The sequence below is a fragment of the Thioalkalivibrio sp. AKL6 genome, assembly GCF_000376905.1.
GTDB lineage: Bacteria > Pseudomonadota > Gammaproteobacteria > Ectothiorhodospirales > Ectothiorhodospiraceae > Thioalkalivibrio > Thioalkalivibrio versutus.
This window is the reverse complement of the sequence record NZ_AQXS01000009.1, coordinates 375,607-396,068: the sequence shown is the minus strand read 5'-3', so window position 1 is coordinate 396,068 and position 20,462 is coordinate 375,607. Positions and strand designations below refer to the sequence as shown.

13 protein-coding genes are annotated in these 20,462 nt (G+C 67.4%); 6 read left to right on the top strand and 7 right to left on the bottom strand.

The window, feature by feature from the left end:
- Positions 1-6: 6 nt before the first annotated feature.
- Positions 7-1,125, top strand: a complete 1,119-nt coding sequence (locus tag D575_RS0107090; RefSeq protein ID WP_018145226.1) for a glycosyltransferase family 9 protein — start codon at positions 7-9, stop codon at positions 1,123-1,125.
- On the opposite strand, the gene D575_RS0107085 is transcribed toward D575_RS0107090, so the two are convergent.
- The 7 genes from D575_RS0107085 to glnE all read right to left on the bottom strand — a co-directional run bounded on the left by D575_RS0107085 (position 1,095) and on the right by glnE (position 9,449).
- Positions 1,095-1,838 (bottom strand): 3-deoxy-D-manno-octulosonic acid kinase, encoded by a 744-nt coding sequence (locus D575_RS0107085; protein ID WP_018145225.1) that lies wholly within the window; start codon positions 1,836-1,838, stop codon positions 1,095-1,097. The two genes, D575_RS0107090 and D575_RS0107085, sit on opposite strands and share 31 nt — an antisense overlap.
- Positions 1,839-1,840: 2 nt before the next feature.
- Entirely contained in the window at positions 1,841-2,761 is a 921-nt protein-coding gene (locus tag D575_RS0107080) for a Kdo hydroxylase family protein (protein WP_018145224.1), read from the bottom strand.
- A 15-nt stretch (positions 2,762-2,776) separates the two neighbouring features.
- Complete coding sequence (rfaD, locus tag D575_RS0107075; RefSeq protein ID WP_018145223.1) at positions 2,777-3,730, bottom strand: ADP-glyceromanno-heptose 6-epimerase; 954 nt, start codon at positions 3,728-3,730, stop codon at positions 2,777-2,779.
- Between the two features lie 88 nt (positions 3,731-3,818).
- A complete protein-coding gene (gene hldE, locus D575_RS0107070) occupies positions 3,819-5,252 on the bottom strand; it encodes a bifunctional D-glycero-beta-D-manno-heptose-7-phosphate kinase/D-glycero-beta-D-manno-heptose 1-phosphate adenylyltransferase HldE (protein ID WP_026182083.1) in 1,434 nt (477 codons plus the stop codon).
- Positions 5,253-5,324: 72 nt separating this feature from the next.
- Positions 5,325-5,549: a zinc-finger domain-containing protein gene (locus D575_RS0107065; RefSeq protein ID WP_018145221.1), complete on the bottom strand. Its 225-nt coding sequence runs from the start codon at positions 5,547-5,549 to the stop codon at positions 5,325-5,327.
- A 39-nt stretch (positions 5,550-5,588) separates the two neighbouring features.
- Positions 5,589-6,509: a branched-chain amino acid transaminase gene (locus D575_RS0107060; RefSeq protein WP_018145220.1), complete on the bottom strand. Its 921-nt coding sequence runs from the start codon at positions 6,507-6,509 to the stop codon at positions 5,589-5,591.
- Between the two features lie 12 nt (positions 6,510-6,521).
- Positions 6,522-9,449 (bottom strand): bifunctional [glutamate--ammonia ligase]-adenylyl-L-tyrosine phosphorylase/[glutamate--ammonia-ligase] adenylyltransferase, encoded by a 2,928-nt coding sequence (gene glnE / locus D575_RS0107055; protein WP_018145219.1) that lies wholly within the window; start codon positions 9,447-9,449, stop codon positions 6,522-6,524.
- Positions 9,450-9,597: 148 nt separating this feature from the next.
- Here glnE and D575_RS0107050 point away from each other — a divergent pair, with 148 nt between their 5' ends.
- The 5 genes from D575_RS0107050 (at position 9,598) to D575_RS0107030 (ending at position 19,887) form a co-directional block, all read left to right on the top strand.
- Positions 9,598-10,635, top strand: a complete 1,038-nt coding sequence (locus D575_RS0107050; RefSeq protein WP_018145218.1) for a Fe(3+) ABC transporter substrate-binding protein — start codon at positions 9,598-9,600, stop codon at positions 10,633-10,635.
- A gap of 332 nt (positions 10,636-10,967) precedes the next feature.
- The gene (locus tag D575_RS0107045; RefSeq protein WP_018145217.1) at positions 10,968-12,734 is read left to right on the top strand and encodes an iron ABC transporter permease; all 1,767 of its coding nucleotides are present in this window, start codon (positions 10,968-10,970) and stop codon (positions 12,732-12,734) included.
- Positions 12,731-13,840, top strand: coding sequence for an ABC transporter ATP-binding protein (locus D575_RS0107040; RefSeq protein ID WP_018145216.1), 1,110 nt, complete (start codon positions 12,731-12,733; stop codon positions 13,838-13,840). The genes D575_RS0107045 and D575_RS0107040 overlap by 4 nt, the downstream gene beginning before the upstream one ends.
- Positions 13,841-13,915: 75 nt before the next feature.
- On the top strand, positions 13,916-15,739 hold the full coding sequence (locus D575_RS0107035) for an autotransporter assembly complex family protein (RefSeq protein ID WP_018145215.1): 1,824 nt from the start codon (positions 13,916-13,918) through the stop codon (positions 15,737-15,739).
- A gap of 8 nt (positions 15,740-15,747) precedes the next feature.
- Complete coding sequence (locus D575_RS0107030; RefSeq protein ID WP_018145214.1) at positions 15,748-19,887, top strand: translocation/assembly module TamB domain-containing protein; 4,140 nt, start codon at positions 15,748-15,750, stop codon at positions 19,885-19,887.
- The last annotated feature ends 575 nt before the right edge of the window (positions 19,888-20,462 follow it).

Here is a 20,462-nt window from a genome sequence, read left to right as displayed (position 1 = left end):
CCGGAAATGCCTCCGCAACTCCCCCTGAGCGAGCCGCCGGCGTCGCTGTGCATCCTGCGCTTTTCCGCGCTGGGCGACGTCACCCACATGACTCCGGTCGTTCGCACGCTTCAGCGCGAGTGGCCGCAGACCCGTCTGACCTGGGTCGTCGGCAAGGCCGAACGCGCCCTGGTCGGCGACATCCCGGGTGTGGAGTTCGTGGTCTTCGACAAGGGCGCAGGATGGGCCGGCTACCGGGCACTGTGGCACCAAATGAAAGGCCGGCGCTTTGATGTGCTGCTGCACAATCAGTTTGCCCTGCGCGCCAACATCGCGAGCCTCGGCATCCGCGCCGACCTGCGCCTGGGCTATGACCGCGCCCGTTCGCGCGACCTGCATGGGCTGTTCATCAACGCGCGCATCCCCCCGCACCCCGGGCAGCACGTGATTGACATCTATTTCAGCTTCATCGAGGCCCTGGGGCTCGCCCGGCGCCACATGGTCTGGGACATCCCCGTGCCGGATGACGCGGCTGAACGGGCTCGCGAGCTTATCCCGGACGATGTCCCCACCCTGGTGATCAGCCCGTGCTCCAGTCACAGCCTGCGCAACTGGACTGCCGAGGGCTGCGCAAAGGTCGCCGACCACGCAGCGCGGGCCCACGGCTTGAAGGTCTTGATCACTGGAGGACCGTCCCGAAGCGAACAAGAGATGGGCGAGGCGGTGCTGGCACAAAGCCAGGAACAGCACGAAAATCTGACCGGGAGAACCTCGATCAAGGAAATGCTGGCCATCCTGGGCCGCGCCACGGCCGTGGTCAGCCCCGATTCGGGCCCCGCCCACATGGCGAACGCCATGGGCACGCCGGTAATTGGGCTGTATGCCTGCACCAACCCGGCCCGGGCCCGCCCTTACTACAGCGGCCAGTGGTGCGTGGATCGCTATGACGAGGCAGCACGCCGCGAACTGGGCAAACCGGCTAGCGAGATCCGTTGGGGGACCAAGATCGAACGCCCCGGCGTGATGGAACTGATTCGCCCGGAGGACGTGATCGAACGATTGGACGCCTTGATGACTGCCGGTGCCCCGCGCGCCCTGCCGCCGGAGGTCACCGATCAACCGCCCGAGGGCGCCCCTGCCTCGTAACCGGCGCGCAACTGCGCAAAGCAGGCGTCGGTGTAGACCCAGCGTTCGCGAATTCGCAGGCGCTTTTCCAGGTCGCGCCGAAGTCGCTGCAGGTTGGCCTCCCGCCAGTCGCCATCCGTGCCTGCGCGATACCGGCCGCGATCCCAGTCGATGATCGAAATCTCACCGTCGGGGGCGACCAGGATATTGCGGCTGTTGAGATCCGGGTGCCAGTGCCCGGCATCGTGGAAACGCCGGATGCAGGCCCCGACTGCATGCCACGTCGCATCCGGAATCCCGGCCTCGCCGAGGTTCTCGTCCAGCGAACGCGCGCCCGGAACCCGAACCGTAATCAGGTCCGCAACGTACAGCGGCCCGGCGCGTGCCACCCGTCCGGCGATCGGACGCGGTACGGGCAAACCCTCGTCGAACAAGCGCGCGGTATAGAACCATTCGCGCCACGGTCGCGTATCGTCAAGGCCCTGCCACAGGTAGCGATCACCGAGGATTCGCGCAACGGTGCCACCGCGCATGTAATGCCGCAGCACCCACTCCTCGCCATTTTCGAGCGGGCTGCGGAAGAACACGACGCTGCCACGCCCACCGCCTCGCCCGGTCACGAGACCACGTTGCTCCAGCGCGGCGAAATCGAACCACCAGGGCTCCGGGGGTGCGGGCAACGCTGCGTCAAAAAGCACGCGGACCCGCCCGCGACGCCAGTGGCGCCCCTCCACGCTCAGGCGGCCCGGCCGGCAGCCTCCAGCACTCCCCACGGAGAGCGCTCGGGCAGATGGCAGGCCTCGGGACGCACATAGAACGTCGCCACCAGCGCGTGCTGGCCGGCGAGCGCGGCATGGCTGACCTGGTCAGTCAGCACACACCAGCTGTGGTAGGGATCGAAGGCGAGCTCGGTCCCGCGGCCGGGGGCATTCTGGAATTCGTCGCTGTCCTTCATCCAGTTGTGCATGCGCCGCATCGCGCGGTCATAGGGCGAGGTGTCGCCGACCACCTCGAGCTGCGGAAGGTTCAGGGCGGACAACGCCCGAAGACTGCCGGTCCAGGCGCGCTCCGCCAGCCCCTGACGCAGGCGCGGCGGCGGGGCGATGCCGGCGGCGCCGCCGAACTGGCGGTAGAGTTCGCCGAATTCCTCGGCCACCCGCCAGATGCGCGCCTCCTCCGGGTTGATGTTGGTAAAGAAGCGCAGCGGTCGCCAGCCGTGGGTGGCCCCGGCCGGAAAGGCGTCCACGTGCAGCAGCTCGTTGTTGGAGTGTCGCTTGATCACCCGGCCCTTCTCCTGCACTGGGCGGAAGTTGATCTTGCGCGGGCTCCAGCCGCTGGTGAACCCCGGCAGCAAGTGCCCTAGAAAACCCTCCACCCGCTCGCCATACTCGCGCAGGATGCGACGCACGCGCTCGCCGGCATCGCCCTCGTTTTTCAGGCCGCTGATAAAGTCGCCATGCGGGTGATAGCTGATGTTCTTCAGGCTGAGCAGCCGGCCGACCTCGTCTCGCAGAAACGCCAGGTCCTGTTCGTTCGGAAGTGGCAGCCGCCCCGGCTCGAATAGCAGCACCTGGCCCTCTTCCAGCGAGCGTTCCAGGCGATCACCGGGGCTTTCGTACTCGTCCGCGCGAACGCGATGCAGGGGCTGGTCAGTCATGGTCCTTCTCCGGCGTCAGTCGGCCTGATCGGCCGCGACCGCATCGAGGTAGGCGCGCACACCGTCCTCGATATCGTGGAACTCCAGGTCGCAGCCGGCCGCACGCAGCTGCGACAGATCCGCCTGGGTATAGCTCTGGTAGCGGCCCTTCAGGTGATCCGGGAACGGGATGTATTCGATCTCGCCGCGGCCGAACCAGTCGATCGTCGCACGCGCCATGTCGTTGAAGGTCCGCGCGCGCCCGGTCCCACAATTGTAGATTCCATTCACTTCGGGATGTTCCAGCAGCCACAGCTTCAGGTTCACGCAGTCGCGGACATCGACGAAGTCGCGGCGCTGTTCGCCATCGGCATAGCCATCACAGCCCTCGAACAGGCGGACCGTATTGCCCTCGCGCAACTGGTTGCTGAAGTGATGGATCACGCTCGCCATCCCCCCCTTGTAGCCCTCGCGCGGACCATAGACGTTGAAGTAGCGAAGGCCCACGACCTGGGCCGTCAGTGAGTCCATGTGCCGGCGCAGGTACTGGTCGAACGCGAGCTTGGAGTAGCCGTAGGCATTCAGCGGGCGCTCGTGAGCGGGTTCCTCGCGGAAGGTGTCGTTGCCGCCGTACACCGCGGCCGAGGAGGCATAGATAAACGGAATGCGACGATCCTGGCACCAGTGGAACAGCTCGCGGGTGTAGGCAAAGTTGTTGCGCATGATGTAGCGCCCGTCCCACTCCGTGGTGGCCGAGCAGGCGCCCATGTGGAACACCGCCTCCACCGGCCCCAGGTGGGCATCGGCCTCGATCAGGTCGCGAAAGTCTTCCTTGTCGTGATAGTCCGCGATGATGCAGTCGGTCAGGTTCAGCGCCTTCTGGCCGTGGGTCAGGTTGTCGACCACGACAATGTCGGTGCGACCACGACGGTTGAGTTCCTTGACCAGATTGCTGCCGATAAATCCGGCACCGCCGGTAACGATGATCACGGGGACGACTCCTGAAAAAGCTGGGGATGCGCCGCATTGTACGCGGCGCACGAAAGGCGGGGAAAGCGACGTGCAGGGCAGCGGTCCGTCAGGAGTCCGCGGGCTTGCGCATGCGCTCGATCATCGACGAGGTCGAGCAACCATCAAGGAAGTCGAGGATGTCCACGCGTCCGCCGTGCGCAACCACCGCATCGTGCCCGGCGATGTCCTGCGGACGGTAGTCGCCACCCTTGACCAGTCGGTCCGGAAGGATCTCCCCGACCAGACGCGCCGGCGTATCCTCGGAAAACGGGACGACCCAGTCCACCGACGCAAGGCCAGCAAGCACGGCCATACGCTGCTCAACCGGGTTCACCGGTCGCCCTTCACCCTTCAGCCGGCGCACGGACTCGTCATCGTTCACCGCCACGATCAGGCGGTCGCCCAGACTGCGTGCACGCTCGAGATAGGCGACATGGCCGGCATGCAGAAGATCGAAGCAGCCATTGGTCATCACGATGCGCTCGCCATGCATCCGGGCATCCGCCACTGCGCGAAGCAACTCGTCCTCGGTCAACACGCCGCGCCCCGTCTGTTCCTGGTCCTGCAAAGCTCGACGCAACTCCGCAACGCTGACGGTCGCGGTACCCAGCTTGGCCACCACAATACCGGCCGCGATATTCGCCAGGGCCATTGCCTGCGGGAGTTCCAGGCCGGTTGCGAGCCCGGCCGCCAGAGTCGCAATTACGGTATCGCCGGCGCCGGTCACGTCGAACACCTCACGCGCCCGAGCTCCCAGATGCACCGGAACTGCGCCCGGACGAATCAAACTCATGCCATCCTCGCCGCGCGTCACCAGCAGCCCGTCAATGCCGCAGTCGCGAGCCAGCGCCTCGCCACGCGCGACCAGCTCGGCTTCGTCGGCGCAACGACCAACCACGGCCTCGAACTCGGTCAGATTCGGAGTAATCAGTGTCGCACCGCGATAGAGAGAAAAATCGCGCCCCTTGGGGTCCACCAGCACGGGCACCCCGGCGGCGCGCGCAGCCTCGATCAAGGGTTGGGGGTCGCGCAGCGCACCCTTGGCGTAGTCCGACAGGACCACTGCGCCGGAGCCCGCCAGCAACGGTTCGACCTGCGGCAGCAGGTCGGCGGCACGGATACCCGGGAAGCCGTCCTCGAAGTCGAGGCGGATCAGTTGCTGATGGCGGCTGATGACGCGCAGCTTGGTGATAGTGGCCGCGCCCGGCTGGCGGCGGAAATGGCAGGCCACGCCCGCGCCCTCGAGCAGCCCGGCGAGTTCGGAGGCCGCCTCGTCCTCGCCAGTAACACCGACCAGATCGGCATGGCCACCGAGGGCGGCGAGATTCAGGGCAACGTTGCCGGCGCCACCCGGGCGCTGCTCGATGTCGCGCACGTGGACGACCGGGACCGGCGCCTCCGGGGAGATGCGGTCCGTACCGCCGTGCCAGTAGCGGTCTAGCATCAGATCGCCGATCACCAGCACACGGGCCTGATCAAATGAGGGGAGGGAAAGCTTCATCGGGGGTGAGCGCTGGCCCGAACAGGACTAGCCGGAATGTGCCCGCGACCGGTCAGCGTGTCATACACGCGACTAGTCGTCGTCTTTCAGGATGAACTGGGTGCCGCAGTAGGGGCACAGGTAGCGGCCGTCGGGGGTCTCGTCGATCGGGAGAAAGACGCGCGGGTGCGAGGACCACAGCGCCATCGTCGGCGTGGGGCAGTGCAGCGGCAGGTCCTTGCGCGTGACGGTGATTTCGGTCTGCGCGTTCGCGGTCGGGTACTGATCCTGGTGGTGGGCGGTATCGGGGTTCACCATGGTTTTTCTCGCATCCGGTTGACGGAAAATTTGGGCGTCTCAGACGAAGGTCAGCCAGCCCTCGTGGCGGCTGTCCCGGCCCTGTACCACATCGAAGTAGCGCGATTGCAGGCGCTCGGTGATGGGTCCGCGGGTGCCGGAGCCGATCGGGCGGTCGTCGACCTCGCGGATCGGGGTCACCTCGGCGGCAGTACCCGTAAAGAAGGCCTCGTCGGCGATGTACACCTCGTCGCGAGTGATGCGCTTCTCGATGACGTCCAGGCCCTCCTCGTGCGCCAGCTCGATGACCGTGCGGCGGGTGATGCCGTCCAGCGCGGAGGTCAGGTCCGGGGTGAACAACACGCCGTCGCGCACGATAAAGATGTTCTCGCCGCTGCCTTCGGCCACGTAGCCCTCGGTATCCAGCAGCATGGCTTCGTCGTAGCCACAGCGGGTGGCCTCCTGCAGGGCCATCATGGAGTTCATGTAGTTGCCGTTGGCCTTGGCCTTGCACATGGTCACGTTGACGTGATGCCGGCTGAAAGAGGAGGTGCGAATGCGAATCCCCTTCTCGATACCCTCGTCGCCCAGGTAGCTGCCCCAGTGCCAGGCCGCAACCATCGCATGCACCAGGAGGTTGTCGGCGCGCAGGCCCATCCCTTCGGAGCCGAGGAAGCACATCGGGCGCAGGTAGGCGCTTTCCAGCCCGTTGTCGCGCACGGACGCGATCTGGGCATCGTTCAGCACCTCGGCGGTATAGGGGAGGGTCATGCCGAGAATTTTGGCCGAGTTGAACAGCCGCCGGGTGTGGTCCTGCAGGCGGAAGATCGCGGGGCCGCGCTCGGTCTTGTACGCGCGCACACCCTCGAACACCCCCATGCCGTAATGCAGCGTGTGGGTGAGCACGTGGGTCTTCGCCTCGCGCCAGGGCACCATCTGCCCGTCCAGCCAGATCACCCCGTCGCGGTCGGCCATCGACATTGTCTTGTTCCTCTATGTGGTCTCGTTCGCGGCCGATTCCGGCTCGCCGAACAGGTCATTCCAGGCATCGATCACGCCATCGCGCACGGCGCAGAGCTCGTCGTCGGGCTTTTCGACCCGGGCGTCCAGGCCCGCCAGCGTCAGGCGGTGGATGCGGTTGCGCAGATCGCGGTAGGCATCCGCCAGCGCCTCGCTCAACGCCGCGTCGATCACGCCCTCGCGCCCCAGTGCATCCAGCGCGCGAATCTTGTCCGGCCAGTCACACACGGCGGGATGATCGTGAGCAGATACCAAAACCCAGTATTGAACCATGAATTCAATATCAGTGATACCGCCCCGGTCGCGCTTGAGATGGAAGCCGTGGCCCCGCTTCGAGGCGTGCTCGGCCAGCATGCGGTTGCGCATCTCGACCACCTCGGCGCGCAGTGCATCGGTATCCCTTTCACGAGTCAGCACCTCGCGACGCAGGGCATCGAACTGCTCGCCCAGTTCGGCATCCCCGGTCACGAAGCGCGCACGCACCAGCGCCTGATGCTCCCAGGTCCAGGCCGACTCGTCCTGGTAACGCCGGAACGCCTGCAAGCCGCTGACCAGCAGACCCGCGGTCCCGCTGGGCCGCAACCGGGTATCCACCTCGTACAGGCGGCCCGCCGGGGTAAAGGCCCCCAGCAGGTGCACCACCCGCTGGGCGACGCGAGCGAAGAATTCGGTGTTGTCGATCACCTTGGGCCCCGCGGTCTGCGCCTCGTCCCCCTCGCTGTCGTGCAGGAACACCACGTCCAAGTCCGAACCATAGCCCAGCTCGAAGCCACCCAGCTTGCCGTACCCGATCACCGCAAAGCGCGCGACGCGGCGCGCATCCGTGGCCCCGCACTGCGGCTCGCCGTGGCGCTCCACCATCTTGTCCCAGGCCAGCTGCAGCACCCGCTCCAGAAGCACCTCGGCCAGCCAGGTCAGATGGTCGGAGATCTTCATCAGCGGCAGAAAGCCCATGATGTCGGCGGCCGCCACGCGTAGCGTCTGCACCTGCTTGAACTGGCGCAGCCGGTCCAGCATCTGCTCGTGGTCCTGCCCGGGGAACTGCGCCAGCTCGGCCTCCAGCTCCTCGCGCAGCCCGTCACGATCGGGCGGCGCGTACAGCGCGCGCGGGTCCAGTAGCTCGTCCAGCAGCACCGGGTGGCGGGTCAACTGCTCGTTGATCCACGGGCTGGCGGCCACCAGCTTGACCAGCTGCGACAGCGCCAGGGGGTTCTCGACCAGCAGCGACAGGTACACCGAGCGCCGGGCAATCGTGCGCACCATCTGCAGCGCCCGCGGCAATACCGCATCCGGCGCGTCCATCTCCGCGATCGCCCCGATCAGCAACGGCATCAGGCGGTCCAGGCGCTGGCGCCCGGTCACGCTCATCGCGCGCACGCCCGGACTCTCGCGCAGATCGGCGATCCCGCGCAGAGCCTCGTCCGCATCCTGAAAGTCCATCGCCTCCAGCACCGCCCGGGCATCCGCCTCCGGCAGCGAGCCCTGCCACAGACGATTGAGCTGCTGCTCGCGCCCGGTCTCGGGCGAGGCCTCCATGGCCTCCCCGTCCGCACGCTGCGGGGCACTGAATACCTGCTCGAAGTGAGCATGCACCCGCCGCTGCTCGCGCAACAGCGCCATCTCGAAGGCCGCCTCGTCGTCGAACCCCAGCGACAGCGCCAGTCGATGCCGGTCCTGGCCATTGGAGGGCAGACGGTGGGTCTGCTGGTCATTCAGCATCTGCAGACGGTTCTCTACCCGACGCAGGAAGCGATAGGAACGCTCCAGCTGTTCGACGGCATAGCCGGGCAGCAGGTCGCGCTCCTGCAATGCCGTCATCACGCCCAGCAGGTCACGCCGCTGCAGCCCCTGGTCGCGCCCCCCGCGGATCAACTGGAACGACTGCGCGATGAACTCGATCTCGCGGATCCCGCCCTCGCCGTGCTTCACGTCCTCGAAGCGACCGCGCCGCGCCGACTCGTCGTTGATCATCTGCTTCAGCTCGCGCAGGTTGGCCAGCGTGCCGTAGTCCAGATAGCGCCGGTAGATGAACGGGCGCAGCCGGCGCATCAGGCGCGCGCCGGCGTCCGGGTCGCCCGCCAGCGGACTCGCCTTGATCAGGGCGTAGCGCTCCCACTCGCGGCCGTGGGCCTGGTAGTAGTCCTCCATCGCGTCGAAGTGCATCACCAGCGGTCCGGAATCCCCGAACGGGCGCAGGCGCATGTCCACGCGATAGCAAAAGCCGTCCGCAGTCACGTCCGACAGCGCTGCAATCAGCTGGCGCCCCAGGCGCTGGAAGAATTCCTGATTCTCGATCACGCGCTTGCCATCGGTCTCCCCCGCCTCCTCGAAGGCGAAGATCAGATCGATATCGGAGGAGAAGTTGAGCTCGCTGCCACCCAGCTTGCCGAGCCCCAGAACAACCATGGACTGGGGCTCGCCCGCGGGGCTGCGCGGCTGGCCGTAACGCTCCTGCAAATGGCGGTCCAGCCATTGCAGGCCACCCTCGATAAGGGAGCGGGCCAGACGGCTCAGGTCGTGCATGACCTCGTCGAGGTCGGCGTGCCCGGCCAGGTCGCGCCAGGCGATGCGGATCATCTCGCGATGCCGCGTTTCGCGCAGCGCGTGACGCAGCCCGGCATCGTCGGTCACGGCCTCCAGGCGCGCCTGCAGCGTGCGCTCGAAGTCCGCATCGTCACAAGCCGGTATTTGGCCGTGTGGATCCAGCGCCTCGAGCAAGTACTCCGGATGCTGACGCACTGTCTGCATCAGGTAGTGGCTGAAGGCGAACGGGGCCGGCGTCGACGCCAGGAAGGTGTCCGGCCAGGCGAGCTTTTCGTCCAGCTCGGCCAGCAGATCGCGGACCTCCTGCTCCAGCGGCGGCGACAGGCGAGCGGGGGATTCGGGCAGGGGCTTGTCCATGTGCCAAGCGTATCAGCGTTGCGACCCGGGGAGGCCACCCCATGCCACGTACCGGTCGCGGGGTATTGACTTGGATGAGAACACAAATAACAATCGTTATCGTCTACACGGCTATCCGCCGAATGAATCCACACGAGGATCGCTCGCCATGAACTTTCGCCCGTTTGCCTGGCTGATCGCCACGACCGCCGCCATCGCCGTCAGCATGCCCCTGGTCGGCTGCAGCCCCGCCGACCAGGACGAGGTCAACCTCTATTCGGCGCGCCAGGAAAACCTGATCAAGCCGCTGCTGGACGACTTCACTGATCAGACCGGCATCCCGGTCAATCTGGTGACCGGCGGGGCGGACAGCCTGCTGCAGCGCCTGCGCCACGAGGGCCGCAACTCACCCGCCGATCTCTTCATCACCGTGGACGCAGCGCGTCTGCACCAGGCCAGCGAGGCCGGCGTGCTGCAGGCGGTGGAATCGGACGTGCTGCGCGAGAATATCCCGGAGCGCTACCGCGACCCGGACGGACAGTGGTTCGGTCTGTCATCGCGCGCGCGCCCCATCCTCTACCACAAGGACCGCGTGGACCCGGCGGAACTCTCCACCTACGAGGCCCTGACCGATGCGCAATGGGAGGGCCGGATCTGCATCCGCTCCTCCAGCAACGTGTACAACCAGTCGCTGGTGGCCGCGATGATCGCCACCGAGGGCGCCGAGGCCGCCCAGGACTGGGCCGCCGGGATCGTGGCCAACATGGCGCGTCAGCCGCAGGGCGGTGACCGCGATCAGATCCGCGCCGTGGCCGACGGGGTCTGCGACGTCGCGATTGCCAACACCTACTACCTGGGCCTGATGCTGGGCGGCGAGGGCCGTGATCGCGAGGTCGCCGAGCAGATCGGGGTGTTCTGGCCCAACCAGGACGGCCGCGGCACCCACGTGAACATCAGCGGCGCCGGCGTCACCGCGCATGCCCCGAACCGGGACAACGCGATTCGCCTGCTGGAATTCCTGTCCTCCACCGAGGCGCAGGAGTGGTACGCCGAGGTCAACCAGGAATACCCAATCCGCGACGACGTACCGGCCAGCGACATCCTCCAGAATTTCGGCGAATTCCGGTCCGACGACATCGAGCTCTACCGCCTGGGCAACCACAACGCCGAGGCCGTACGCATCATGGACCGCGTCCGCTGGCGCTGATGCTCGCCCACGACACCCCACTCACTCTCGCCCCCGGTCCTCCGGGGGCGTTCTGTTTTGCACCCCAGAGCGCACGGAGGACACGGAGAAAACTGCAAATTCAGGAACTACGTAGGATGTGTTGAGCGCAGCGAAACGCATCATCGCGCCGGCGGGTTAGGCCCGATGCGTTTCGCTGCGCTCAACACATCCTACATCCGTGCCCTCCGTGCCCTCCGTAGTTCAACCGAAACAACCCGGCCACAGCCACGTCACGCAGCACCACGACAATCCGCCAGTCACAAGGCGGCCATAGTGGTATTCGAAACAAGAACCTTTATTATTCGCAATCCATGACCGCCCAGACCACCAACCCGCCCGCGACGCCTGCGAACCCCGCGGTTCGCCAGCGCCTGCCGTTCAGCCCGTGGTCGGCAGTCGCCATCGTCGTAGCGCTGACACTCGCCCTGCCGATCCTGGTCATCTTCGGGCACGTGTTCATCCCCGCCGGCGAGGTCTGGACCCACCTGCGCGAGACAGTGCTCGCGGACTATGTCGTCAACTCCCTGGCCCTGCTGATTGGCGTCGGGATCGGGGTGCTGGTGATCGGGGTGCCGGTTGCCTGGCTGGTCAGCGTGTGCGAGTTCCCCGGCCGTTCGATCTTCCAGTGGGCGCTGATGCTGCCGCTGGCCATGCCGGCCTACATCATTGCCTACACCTACACCGGCATGCTGGATTTCAGTGGTCCGGTACAAAGCCTGATCCGTGAGCTCACGGGACTGGGATACGGCGAGTACTACTTCCCCGAGATCCGCTCGCTGGGCGGCGCCATGGCCATGCTGACGCTGGTGCTCTACCCCTATGTCTACCTGCTCAGCCGGGCCGCCTTCCTCGAGCAGTCGGTCTGCGTACTGGAGGTCTCCCGCACCCTCGGTGCCGGTCCCTTCGGTGGCTTTCGCCGGGTCGCCCTGCCGCTCGCGCGCCCGGCCATCATCGCCGGGTTGACCCTTGCGCTGATGGAAGTGCTGGCCGATTACGGCACAGTCGCCTACTTCGGCGTGAGCACCTTCACCACTGGCATCTTCCGCACCTGGTACGCCCTGGGCGACCCGGCCGCAGCGGCCCAGCTCGCGGCCGTGCTGCTGACCTTCGTATTCGTACTGATCGTGCTGGAACGCTGGTCGCGGGCCAAGGCACGCTTCCATCACACCAGCCGCCGCTACTCGACCCTGCCGCGTTACCAGCTACGCGGCTGGAAGGCCACCGCGGCCTTCCTCGGCTGCCTGTTTCCGGTCCTGCTGGGCTTCCTGCTGCCGGCCCTCCAGCTCGGACTGTGGACCGTGCAGACCACCGAACAATGGATGAACCCGGCCTTCGGGCGGCTGGTGTTCAACAGCTTCTGGCTGGCCATCGCCGCGGCCGTGATCGCGGTCGTCCTGGCCCTGGTCCTTGCCTATGCGCGGCGCATGGAGGGCGGGCGTTTCACCGCGGCTGCCGTGCGCGTCGCCGGGATGGGCTACGCGGTACCCGGCATCGTGATCGCGATCGGCGTGATGATCCCGTTCGCCGCCTTCGACAACGCCCTGGACGGCTTCATGCGCGACACCTTCGGGGTATCCACCGGCCTGTTGCTGTCGGGCACGCTGTTCGCCCTGCTGTTCGCCTATGCCGTGCGCTTCCTCGCGGTCTCGCTGCAAACAGTTGAGGCTGGGTTGGGCAAGATCCAGCCGAGCATGGACGATGCCGCCCGCTCGCTGGGGATGCGCCCGCTGCAGACCCTGACCCGGGTACACCTGCCGATCATGCGCGGCACCCTGCTGACGGCATTGCTGCTGGTATTCGTCGATGTCCTGAAGGAGCTTCCGGCGACGCTCATCCTGCGCCCGTTCGACTTCAACACCCTCGCGGTGCGCGCCTTCGAGCTGGCCAGTGACGAGCGCCTGGCCGAATCCTCCAGCGCCGCCCTGGCCATCGTGCTGGTCGGGCTGGTTCCCGTTATCCTGCTGTCGGTGACCATCGGCCGCTCGCGCCCCGGCCAGCAGGGCCCGACCCGCGCGGCGGACGAAGAATCGCCGCAAAAACCCCTCGCCATGCCCGCAGGCACGACGAATACGCCATGACCCAGCCCATCGAAACCACACTACAGGTGCCCCATACCCCGCTGATCGCCCTGGATCGAGTGGATATCGGCTATGACGGTACCGCCGTGGTCCACCAGGTATCCCTGGCCCTGCCCAAGGGCCAGATCGGCTGCCTGCTGGGTCCCTCCGGCTGCGGCAAGACCACATTGCTGCGGGCGATCGCCGGCTTCGAGCCCCTGATGGCGGGGAGCATCCAGCTGGACGGGCGCAGCGTCAGCGATGCCCGCAGCACGATCCCGCCGGAGAAGCGCGGGGTCGGCATGGTGTTCCAGGATTTCGCCCTGTTCCCGCACCTGAGCGTGGCCGACAACATTGGCTTCGGCATCCGCGACTGGAGCCGCAAGGATCGTGACGAGCGCATCCGCTCGCTCCTCAAGCTGGTGGGGTTGCCGGGCTATGGCGAGTCCTACCCGCACGCCCTGTCCGGTGGCCAGCAGCAACGCATCGCCCTGGCCCGGGCCCTGGCCCCGCGGCCCAAGCTGCTGTTGCTGGATGAGCCATTTTCCAGCATGGACGTGGAGCTACGCAGCGAACTGGCCCGCGAGGTCCGGCGCATCCTGCGCGCGGAGAACACCACCGCCATCCTCGTGACCCACGACCAGAACGAGGCCTTCGCCTTCGCCGATCGCATCGCGGTGATCCACCAGGGCCGCGTGGCCCAGTGGGACACTGCCTACAACCTCTACCATCGCCCGGCGGATCGTTTCGTCGCAGACTTCGTCGGCGAGGGTACGCTGATCCCCGGCATGGTCTGCGCCGAACACGTGGTCGATACCGCCTTTGGCCAGATCGAGGGCACGCTGTCGGAACAGCTGCCGCCCGGCACCGCCGTGGACGTCCTCGTGCGTCCGGACGACATCGCGATCGACAACGAAGCGGGCACCATCCGCACCGAGATCCTCGACAAGGCCTTCCGCGGGGCGGACTTCCTCTACACCCTGCGCCTGCCGGACGGCCTCAGCGTGCTGTGCATGGCGCCCAGCCACGACAATTTCGTCATCGGCGAGCACGTGCGTCTGCGCCTCGACTTCACCCACCTAGTAGTGTTCTCGCGCGGCAGCGGGGTCGACTGCCCGGCCTCCTGACCCGCGCGCGCTCCGCAGCCCGCCAGGGTCGGTGGTGCAGGCCCAGCGGGAACTCGCGTGATTTCGCGCGTTCCGATGTCGACACGCTCCCCTTTCCGCAACCGCTATCATCGTTTCATGACCCACGCCCGCGCCCCTGTTGTCCGCCGCCCGGCCCGCACCGGGCTGGGCGTGGTTGCGATGCTGCTCGTCGCACTGGCGGGCATCCCGGGTGCGGCCGGTGCCCAGGATGGCTCCACCCCCGGCTTGCAGATCGAGGGGGGTACCGACGCTCAGCGCAGCAATATCCGCAACAGCATCAACCTGGCTCGCCACCCCTGCGACTTGCTCGGGTTTCGCGAGAGCCGCGTGTTGCGCGACACCGAGGCGCGCGCCACCGATGCCCTGCGGGCGATCGGCTTCTACGACCCCGAGCTGGTGCTCAACTTCGAGCGCCACGAGGCCTGCTGGGATATCCGCATCACCCTGGACCCCGGCCCGCCGACCACGGTGGAGCAAGTGGACCTGCAGATCACCGGCGAGGGAGCCGGCGATCTCGGCTTCGAGGCCGTGCTCAGCCAGACCGAGATCCGCGAGGGCGACACCCTGCGCCATGATCGCTACGAGGCCCTGCGCAACCGCATGACGCGGATCGCGTCGGATCGCGGCTATTTCGACGCCGATCTCCACACCCGACGCCTGGAGGTGGACCGCGACACCCGCAGCGCGACCATCCGCCTGCACATGGATACCGGCGATCGCTACCGCGTGGGGCGGGTCCACATCGACCAGGACATCCTCTCCGAGGACTTCGTCCAGCGCATGGTGCCGTTCGCGGCGGGCGACCCATACAGCTCGGCCCAGATCATCGCGCTGCAGCGCAATCTGAACGACAGCGGCTACTTTGGCGGCGTCCGTGTGCGCCCGCAACGCGACGCGGCAGAGGGACTGCAGGTCCCGATCCTGGTCGAACTGGAGCCGCGCAAACGCCATAGCTACGAGGCCGGCATCGGCTACTCCACCGATATCGGCCCGCGTATCCGGCTGCGCTACGAGCATCGCTACGCCAACCGGATCGGCCATCGCTACCAGGCCGAGATCGAGGCGTCGCCGGTGCGTTCCGGGATCGGCTACAACTACGAGATCCCGCTGCGCGACCCGCTACGCGAACGCCTGAACCTGTTCACCACCTACCGCACGGAAGACACCGACACCCAGCAGTCCGATCGCTTCCAGGTCGGCGCCAACCGGGTCCTGCAGCGCCGCAGCGGCTGGCAGACCACCGAGGGGCTGCGCTACGAGTACGAGGACTACACCGCCGGCGAGGATGACAGCGGCCGCAGCAACCTGCTGATCCCGTCCTACCGCATCAGCCGCATGGACGCGGACGAACCGATGACCCCACGCCGTGGCTACCGCTTCGAGACCACCGTGCAGGGCGCGCGCGAAGAGATCCTGTCCAGCACCTCGTTCGCCCAGGTCCTGGCCAGCGGCAAGGTGGTCCGCGGCCTCGGCACCGGCCGGGTGCTGGCCCGCGTGGATGCCGGCTTCACCGACGTGGACTCGGTCAGCGACCTCCCCAGCTCTCTACGCTTCTATGCCGGGGGCGATGCCAGCATCCGTGGCTACGGCTACCAGCGGGTCGGGCCACGCAACGACAGCGGCGACGTGATTGGTGGGCGCCACAAGGTGGTGGGCAGCCTCGAGTACGACTACCCGGTCGTCGGCAACTGGAGTGCCGCGGCCTTCGTCGACGCCGGCAACGTCGTCAACGAGTGGGACGAGTTCGACCCCGTCTACGGCGTCGGGGTCGGTGTGCGCTGGCGCTCCCCGGTCGGCCCGCTCCGCGTGGACCTGGCCCACGGGCCGGACTCGGACGATGACTTTCGCATCCACTTCTCCATGGGTCCGGACCTTTGAGACCCCTGTTGCGCGGCACACTCTGGGGGCTCTCCACGGTCCTTACCCTGGTGATCATCCTGCTGGGCACCCTCGGGGCCATGCTCGCGACCGAATCGGGCACCCGCTGGCTGGTCGAACAGGGCGAGCGCCTGGCCCCCGTCGAACTGCGCATCGACCGGGTCGACGGGACCCTGTTCACCGAGCTGCACCTGCACGGGCTGCACCTCGCTCTGCCCGACGGCCCGGTGATCGACCTGCCCACCGGACGCGTCGGGATCAGCGCCCGCAGCCTGCTCCGCGGCGAGCTGAACATCCGGATACTGGCCGCCACCGGGCTGCGCGTGGACCTGCCACCACCCGACCCGGATGCACCACCCGCGGACGAACCCTTCGCCCTGCCCGATTCCTTCCGGCTGCCGCTGGCGGTGCGCCTGGGCCAGCTCCAGGTGGAGGACCTGGAGATCCGGCTGGCGGGCGAACCCCTGGCCTCGATCACCCGCCTGACGGCCGATGCGCGGGCCAGCGGCTCACGCATCGAGCTACACGCCCTGGAGCTGGACATGCCGGAGATCCGGGCCCGGCTGGCCGGATCACTCGAGGCCGATGGCGACTACCCCGTGGACCTGCGGGGTCAGTGGCAGGCGCCCCTGCCCGTGGCCCTGGCCGAGGGCCTGGGCACGGAAGAGGCGCGGGGCGAGCTGGAGATCACCGGGGCCTTGCGCGAACGTGTGCAGCTCGAACATGACCTGCGCGCCGGGATCGAGCTGAACCTGCAGGCCAGCGCCCACGAACTGTTCACCACCCCGGCGCTGGAACTGGCGGCGCAGTGGCAACCCTTCACCTACCACCTCGACCCGGAACAGGACATCGCCCTGGAAGCCGGCCGCCTCGACCTGCAGGGGACGCCGGAGGACTGGGCGCTCAGTCTGCAGACCGCGGCCACCCTGACGCCCTGGCCACGGCTTGTGCTGAACACCCGGGCGCACGGGGACCTCGAATCGCTGGAGATCGAAGCCCTGGATATCGAGTCCGAGGCCGGGCGGGTCACGCTCGCCGGGCCCATTCGCTTTGTCGACACCCTGGACTGGGACCTCACCCTGGAGGCCGAGGACCTGACCACGTCCGGAATGGGTGTGGAGTTCGATGCCGGGGTCGAACGCCTGAAGGGACGGTTGCAGGGCACCCTGCCGCTGGGAACCGACACCCCGCCTCTGGCGGCCCTGGACGCGAGCCTCACCCTTGACGAGCTGACCGGGCACTACGAGGGTGAACCCATCACCGGCAGCCTGAACGCCTGGCTGGTCGACGGTCAGGCGCGGATCGAGGACACGCACCTGACGATCCGCGATACCGCGCAGCTGGACCTGAACGCTTCGGCCACGGGCCTCGCGGGCGACCTGAGCGACCCCGATCACCGCCTCGTCTTCGACCTCGGGCTGGATCTGGAGGCCCCGGATCTGGCGCGCCTGCACTCGGAGCTGGACGGGCAGATCGAGCAACTGCGACTCGTGCTGGACGGCCACTACACCCCCGCCAGCGGCGCCCTGAGCGCGCAGCTTGGCCTGGACCCATTGCGCGCCCGACTGCGCGGGATCGACATCACGGGCGATGCACGGATCGCGCTGACCGAGACGGGTGGCGAGATCGAGCGGCTGCAACTCGCCACCGACACAGGTGTCCGGCTCGCCCTGAATGGTGATCTCGACTGGTCCGAGGGCCTGCGCTGGGACCTCGCGCTGGAAGGCGACGGGCTGGATCCGTCGCTGGTGGTCGCCGAGGCCCCCGGCCAGATCGCCCTTTCCCTGCTCAGCCAGGGGCACCTCGACGCCGACGGCACCCCGCGCGTGCAGGCCCAACTCCAGCGGCTGGAGGGTACGCTGCGCGACCAGCCCGTATCCGGTCAGGGCCAACTGCAGCTGGAGGGGGGACATCTGCAAGTGGACCAGCTGGATCTGGCGCTGGGCCGGAACACCCTGACCGCCAACGGCGAATGGGCCGAGGCCCTGGATTTCGAGCTGCGCCTGGATGCCCCGGAGCTGGATCGGGTCTGGCCCGACCTCGCCGGCCGACTGGAACTCGATGCGCACATCACCGGCGAGCCCGACCGACCGCGCGTCGTGGCGAGTGGCACCGGTTCCGGGCTGCGTCTTGCGGACATCACCCTGGAGCGCCTGGAACTGGAGGCCGATGCCGGTCTCGAGGTCGCCGCCCCGGCCGAGATCGATCTGCGCCTGAGCGGCCTCGAGGGCAACGACGGGATGCGTGTGGAGCGCCTTCGGCTGAGCGCCGCCGGTCGCATCGACGAACATCGTGTCACGCTGATGGCCGATGCGGGGGACCTGGGCTCGGTGGACCTGACCCTGCGGGGAGCACTGGACCCCGATACCCTGTACTGGCGTGGCCTGATCGCGGATCTGGAACTGGATCAGCCCACGGCTGGCCCCTGGCAATTGACCGAACCGGTCGCACTGGAGGGCGGGCCGGAACGCGCACACCTCGAACGTCTGTGCCTGGCACGCGACGACGGACGGCTGTGTGCCGAGGGGCGCTGGAGTAGGTCCGCAGGGGCCGAGTTCGCCGCCGAGGCCCGGGCCGTGGACCTGGCCTGGCTGGAACCCTTCCTGCCGCCGGAACTCGCCATCGCGGGCCAGCTGAATGCCGACGCCAGCGGTCGCATGGACGCGGATGGCCTCCTGACGGCCGACCTGATCGTGAGCCCGACCGATGGCCACCTGATCGTCCGCGACGAGGACGGAGACCTGGAGGAGGTACCCTACCGGGATGTGCGGCTGACCGCCCGGGTGCGCGATCGCGACGTGGACGTCTCCCTGCGGCTCGACTTCCTGGACGGCGGGACGGCGCGCAGCGATATCCAGCTGCGACCGGACGGCGACGACCTGCGTCTCGACGGCGAATTCGAGGCGCGTCTCGACGATCTCTCCTGGCTGGGCGCCCTGAGCCCCGAGATCCAGCGCCTGCGCGGCTCGCTCATCGCCCGCCTGGATTTCGGCGGCCGCCTGGACGCGCCACTGGTGGAGGGCGAAGTGGCGTTCCGTGACGGCGGGGTCCTGATCCCCGAGGCCGGGATCGATATCCTGATCCCTGAGATCACCGCCCGGGTCGTCTCGGCCGAGCAGCTCACCCTGACCGGCCGCCTGGTATCCGGGGACGGCGGCATCGACCTCGACGGTCGCGTGGAGCTCGGCGACGCCGGGCCCCGTGCCGAGCTGAGCCTGACCGGCGAGGACTTCCTGGTGGTCAACCGGATCGACGCGGAGGCACGCATCACACCGGACCTGCAACTGGTCTTCACCCCCGACGACGGCATTCGTGTGCGCGGCGAGGTCTTCCTGCCCTGGGCGCGCATCCGTCCGCCGGATCTTCCGCCCGGAGCGATCCGCGTCTCCGGCGACGAGATCATCCTCGGGGAGGAGATCACGGAGGCGCAGGGACTCAAGACCGACATCCGCATTCGGATCCGCCTGGGGGATGACGTGCGCTTCGACGGCTTCGGTCTGACCGCACGCTTCGCCGGCGAGGTGGATGTCGAGGAGGTCACCGGGCAACCGACCCAGCTGTTCGGCGAGATCACGATCCCCGAAGGCGAGTACAGCGATTACGGCCAGGACCTGCGGGTGGAACGCGGCAGCCTGGTCTTCCAGGGACCGGCGGAGAACCCGGAACTGGACCTGCGCGCGGTACGCACCGTGCGCGAGTACAACGTGACCGTCGGGCTGGAGATCCGCGGCACGCCGGACAACCTGCGTTCACGGGTGATTTCGGACCCGCCGATGGACGAGACCGAGGCGATGTCCTACCTGCTGACCGGACGCCCGCTATCCGGCGCCTCGCAGTCCGACGGCAACATGATCGCCGCCGCGGCAGCGGCCTACGGCCTGGAACAGGGCGCGGTGATCACGGAACGCATCGGCCGCGAACTGGGGCTGGACGAGGTGGAACTGGACACCGAGGGCGGGCTGGATGAAAGCGCGCTGACACTGGGCCTGTACCTCTCGCCACGCCTGCTGCTGCGATACTCCATCGGACTGTTCGACAACACCTCGAAGGTGCTGCTGCGCTACGAACTGACCCGCAACCTGAGCGTGGAGACCGCCTCCGGGACGACGGAACAGTCGGTAGACCTGATCTATCGATTCGAGCGTTAGGGAGACACTGCGGATCTAAGATCAAAGGCTTTATTCACCACGAGCACCCGTAGGCACGAAGAAAACAGCAGTGCCGGTGCACCACCGAGGACACGGAGTTCACGAGGCGCCCAAAACTGCGCTCGATGATGATCAACGCTCGCATGACTTCACCTTGAGTATCTCCTCAAGGGCGGCTGACCGGCCAGCCCGTCATCGCGAGGAGCGAAGCGACGTGGCGATCCGCCTGGAAGTCCCTCTAGAGTGCCCCGGGGCTGCCGCCCTGAGCCGGGAAGGACCGGCCTTGTTGCTTTCTGCGGGTGCTAGGGAGACGCTGATTGAATCGCACGTTCGCGCTCGAGTCGCTTTTGCGTGCGAACAAGGCGCGGTGACTGCCGTGCAGCACTCTGCACAAGGGAGCCGCAACGCCGTGCGGGCGGCCGAGCCCGCTCTTTCCATCACTTGCCAGGTTGGTGCCCCCGCTCCAATGAGAATGGCCCGATCCTGCGTTGCGCTGCTTGCGGGTAGAACCACTACCCGCTGCACGACACGCCTTGTCTCGGAGCATTCTCATGGAAAGCCGGGGGGCATCAACG

Coding starts and splice junctions, on each gene's coding strand:
- D575_RS0107090 (WP_018145226.1), top strand. CDS start 7: ATGCCTCCGCAACTCCCCCTGAGCGAGCCGCCGGCGTCGCTGTGCATC.
- D575_RS0107080 (WP_018145224.1), bottom strand. CDS start 2,761: ATGACTGACCAGCCCCTGCATCGCGTTCGCGCGGACGAGTACGAAAGC.
- hldE (WP_026182083.1), bottom strand. CDS start 5,252: ATGAAGCTTTCCCTCCCCTCATTTGATCAGGCCCGTGTGCTGGTGATC.
- D575_RS0107065 (WP_018145221.1), bottom strand. CDS start 5,549: ATGGTGAACCCCGATACCGCCCACCACCAGGATCAGTACCCGACCGCG.
- D575_RS0107060 (WP_018145220.1), bottom strand. CDS start 6,509: ATGTCGATGGCCGACCGCGACGGGGTGATCTGGCTGGACGGGCAGATG.
- glnE (WP_018145219.1), bottom strand. CDS start 9,449: ATGGACAAGCCCCTGCCCGAATCCCCCGCTCGCCTGTCGCCGCCGCTG.
- D575_RS0107050 (WP_018145218.1), top strand. CDS start 9,598: ATGAACTTTCGCCCGTTTGCCTGGCTGATCGCCACGACCGCCGCCATC.
- D575_RS0107045 (WP_018145217.1), top strand. CDS start 10,968: ATGACCGCCCAGACCACCAACCCGCCCGCGACGCCTGCGAACCCCGCG.
- D575_RS0107040 (WP_018145216.1), top strand. CDS start 12,731: ATGACCCAGCCCATCGAAACCACACTACAGGTGCCCCATACCCCGCTG.
- D575_RS0107035 (WP_018145215.1), top strand. CDS start 13,916: ATGTCGACACGCTCCCCTTTCCGCAACCGCTATCATCGTTTCATGACC.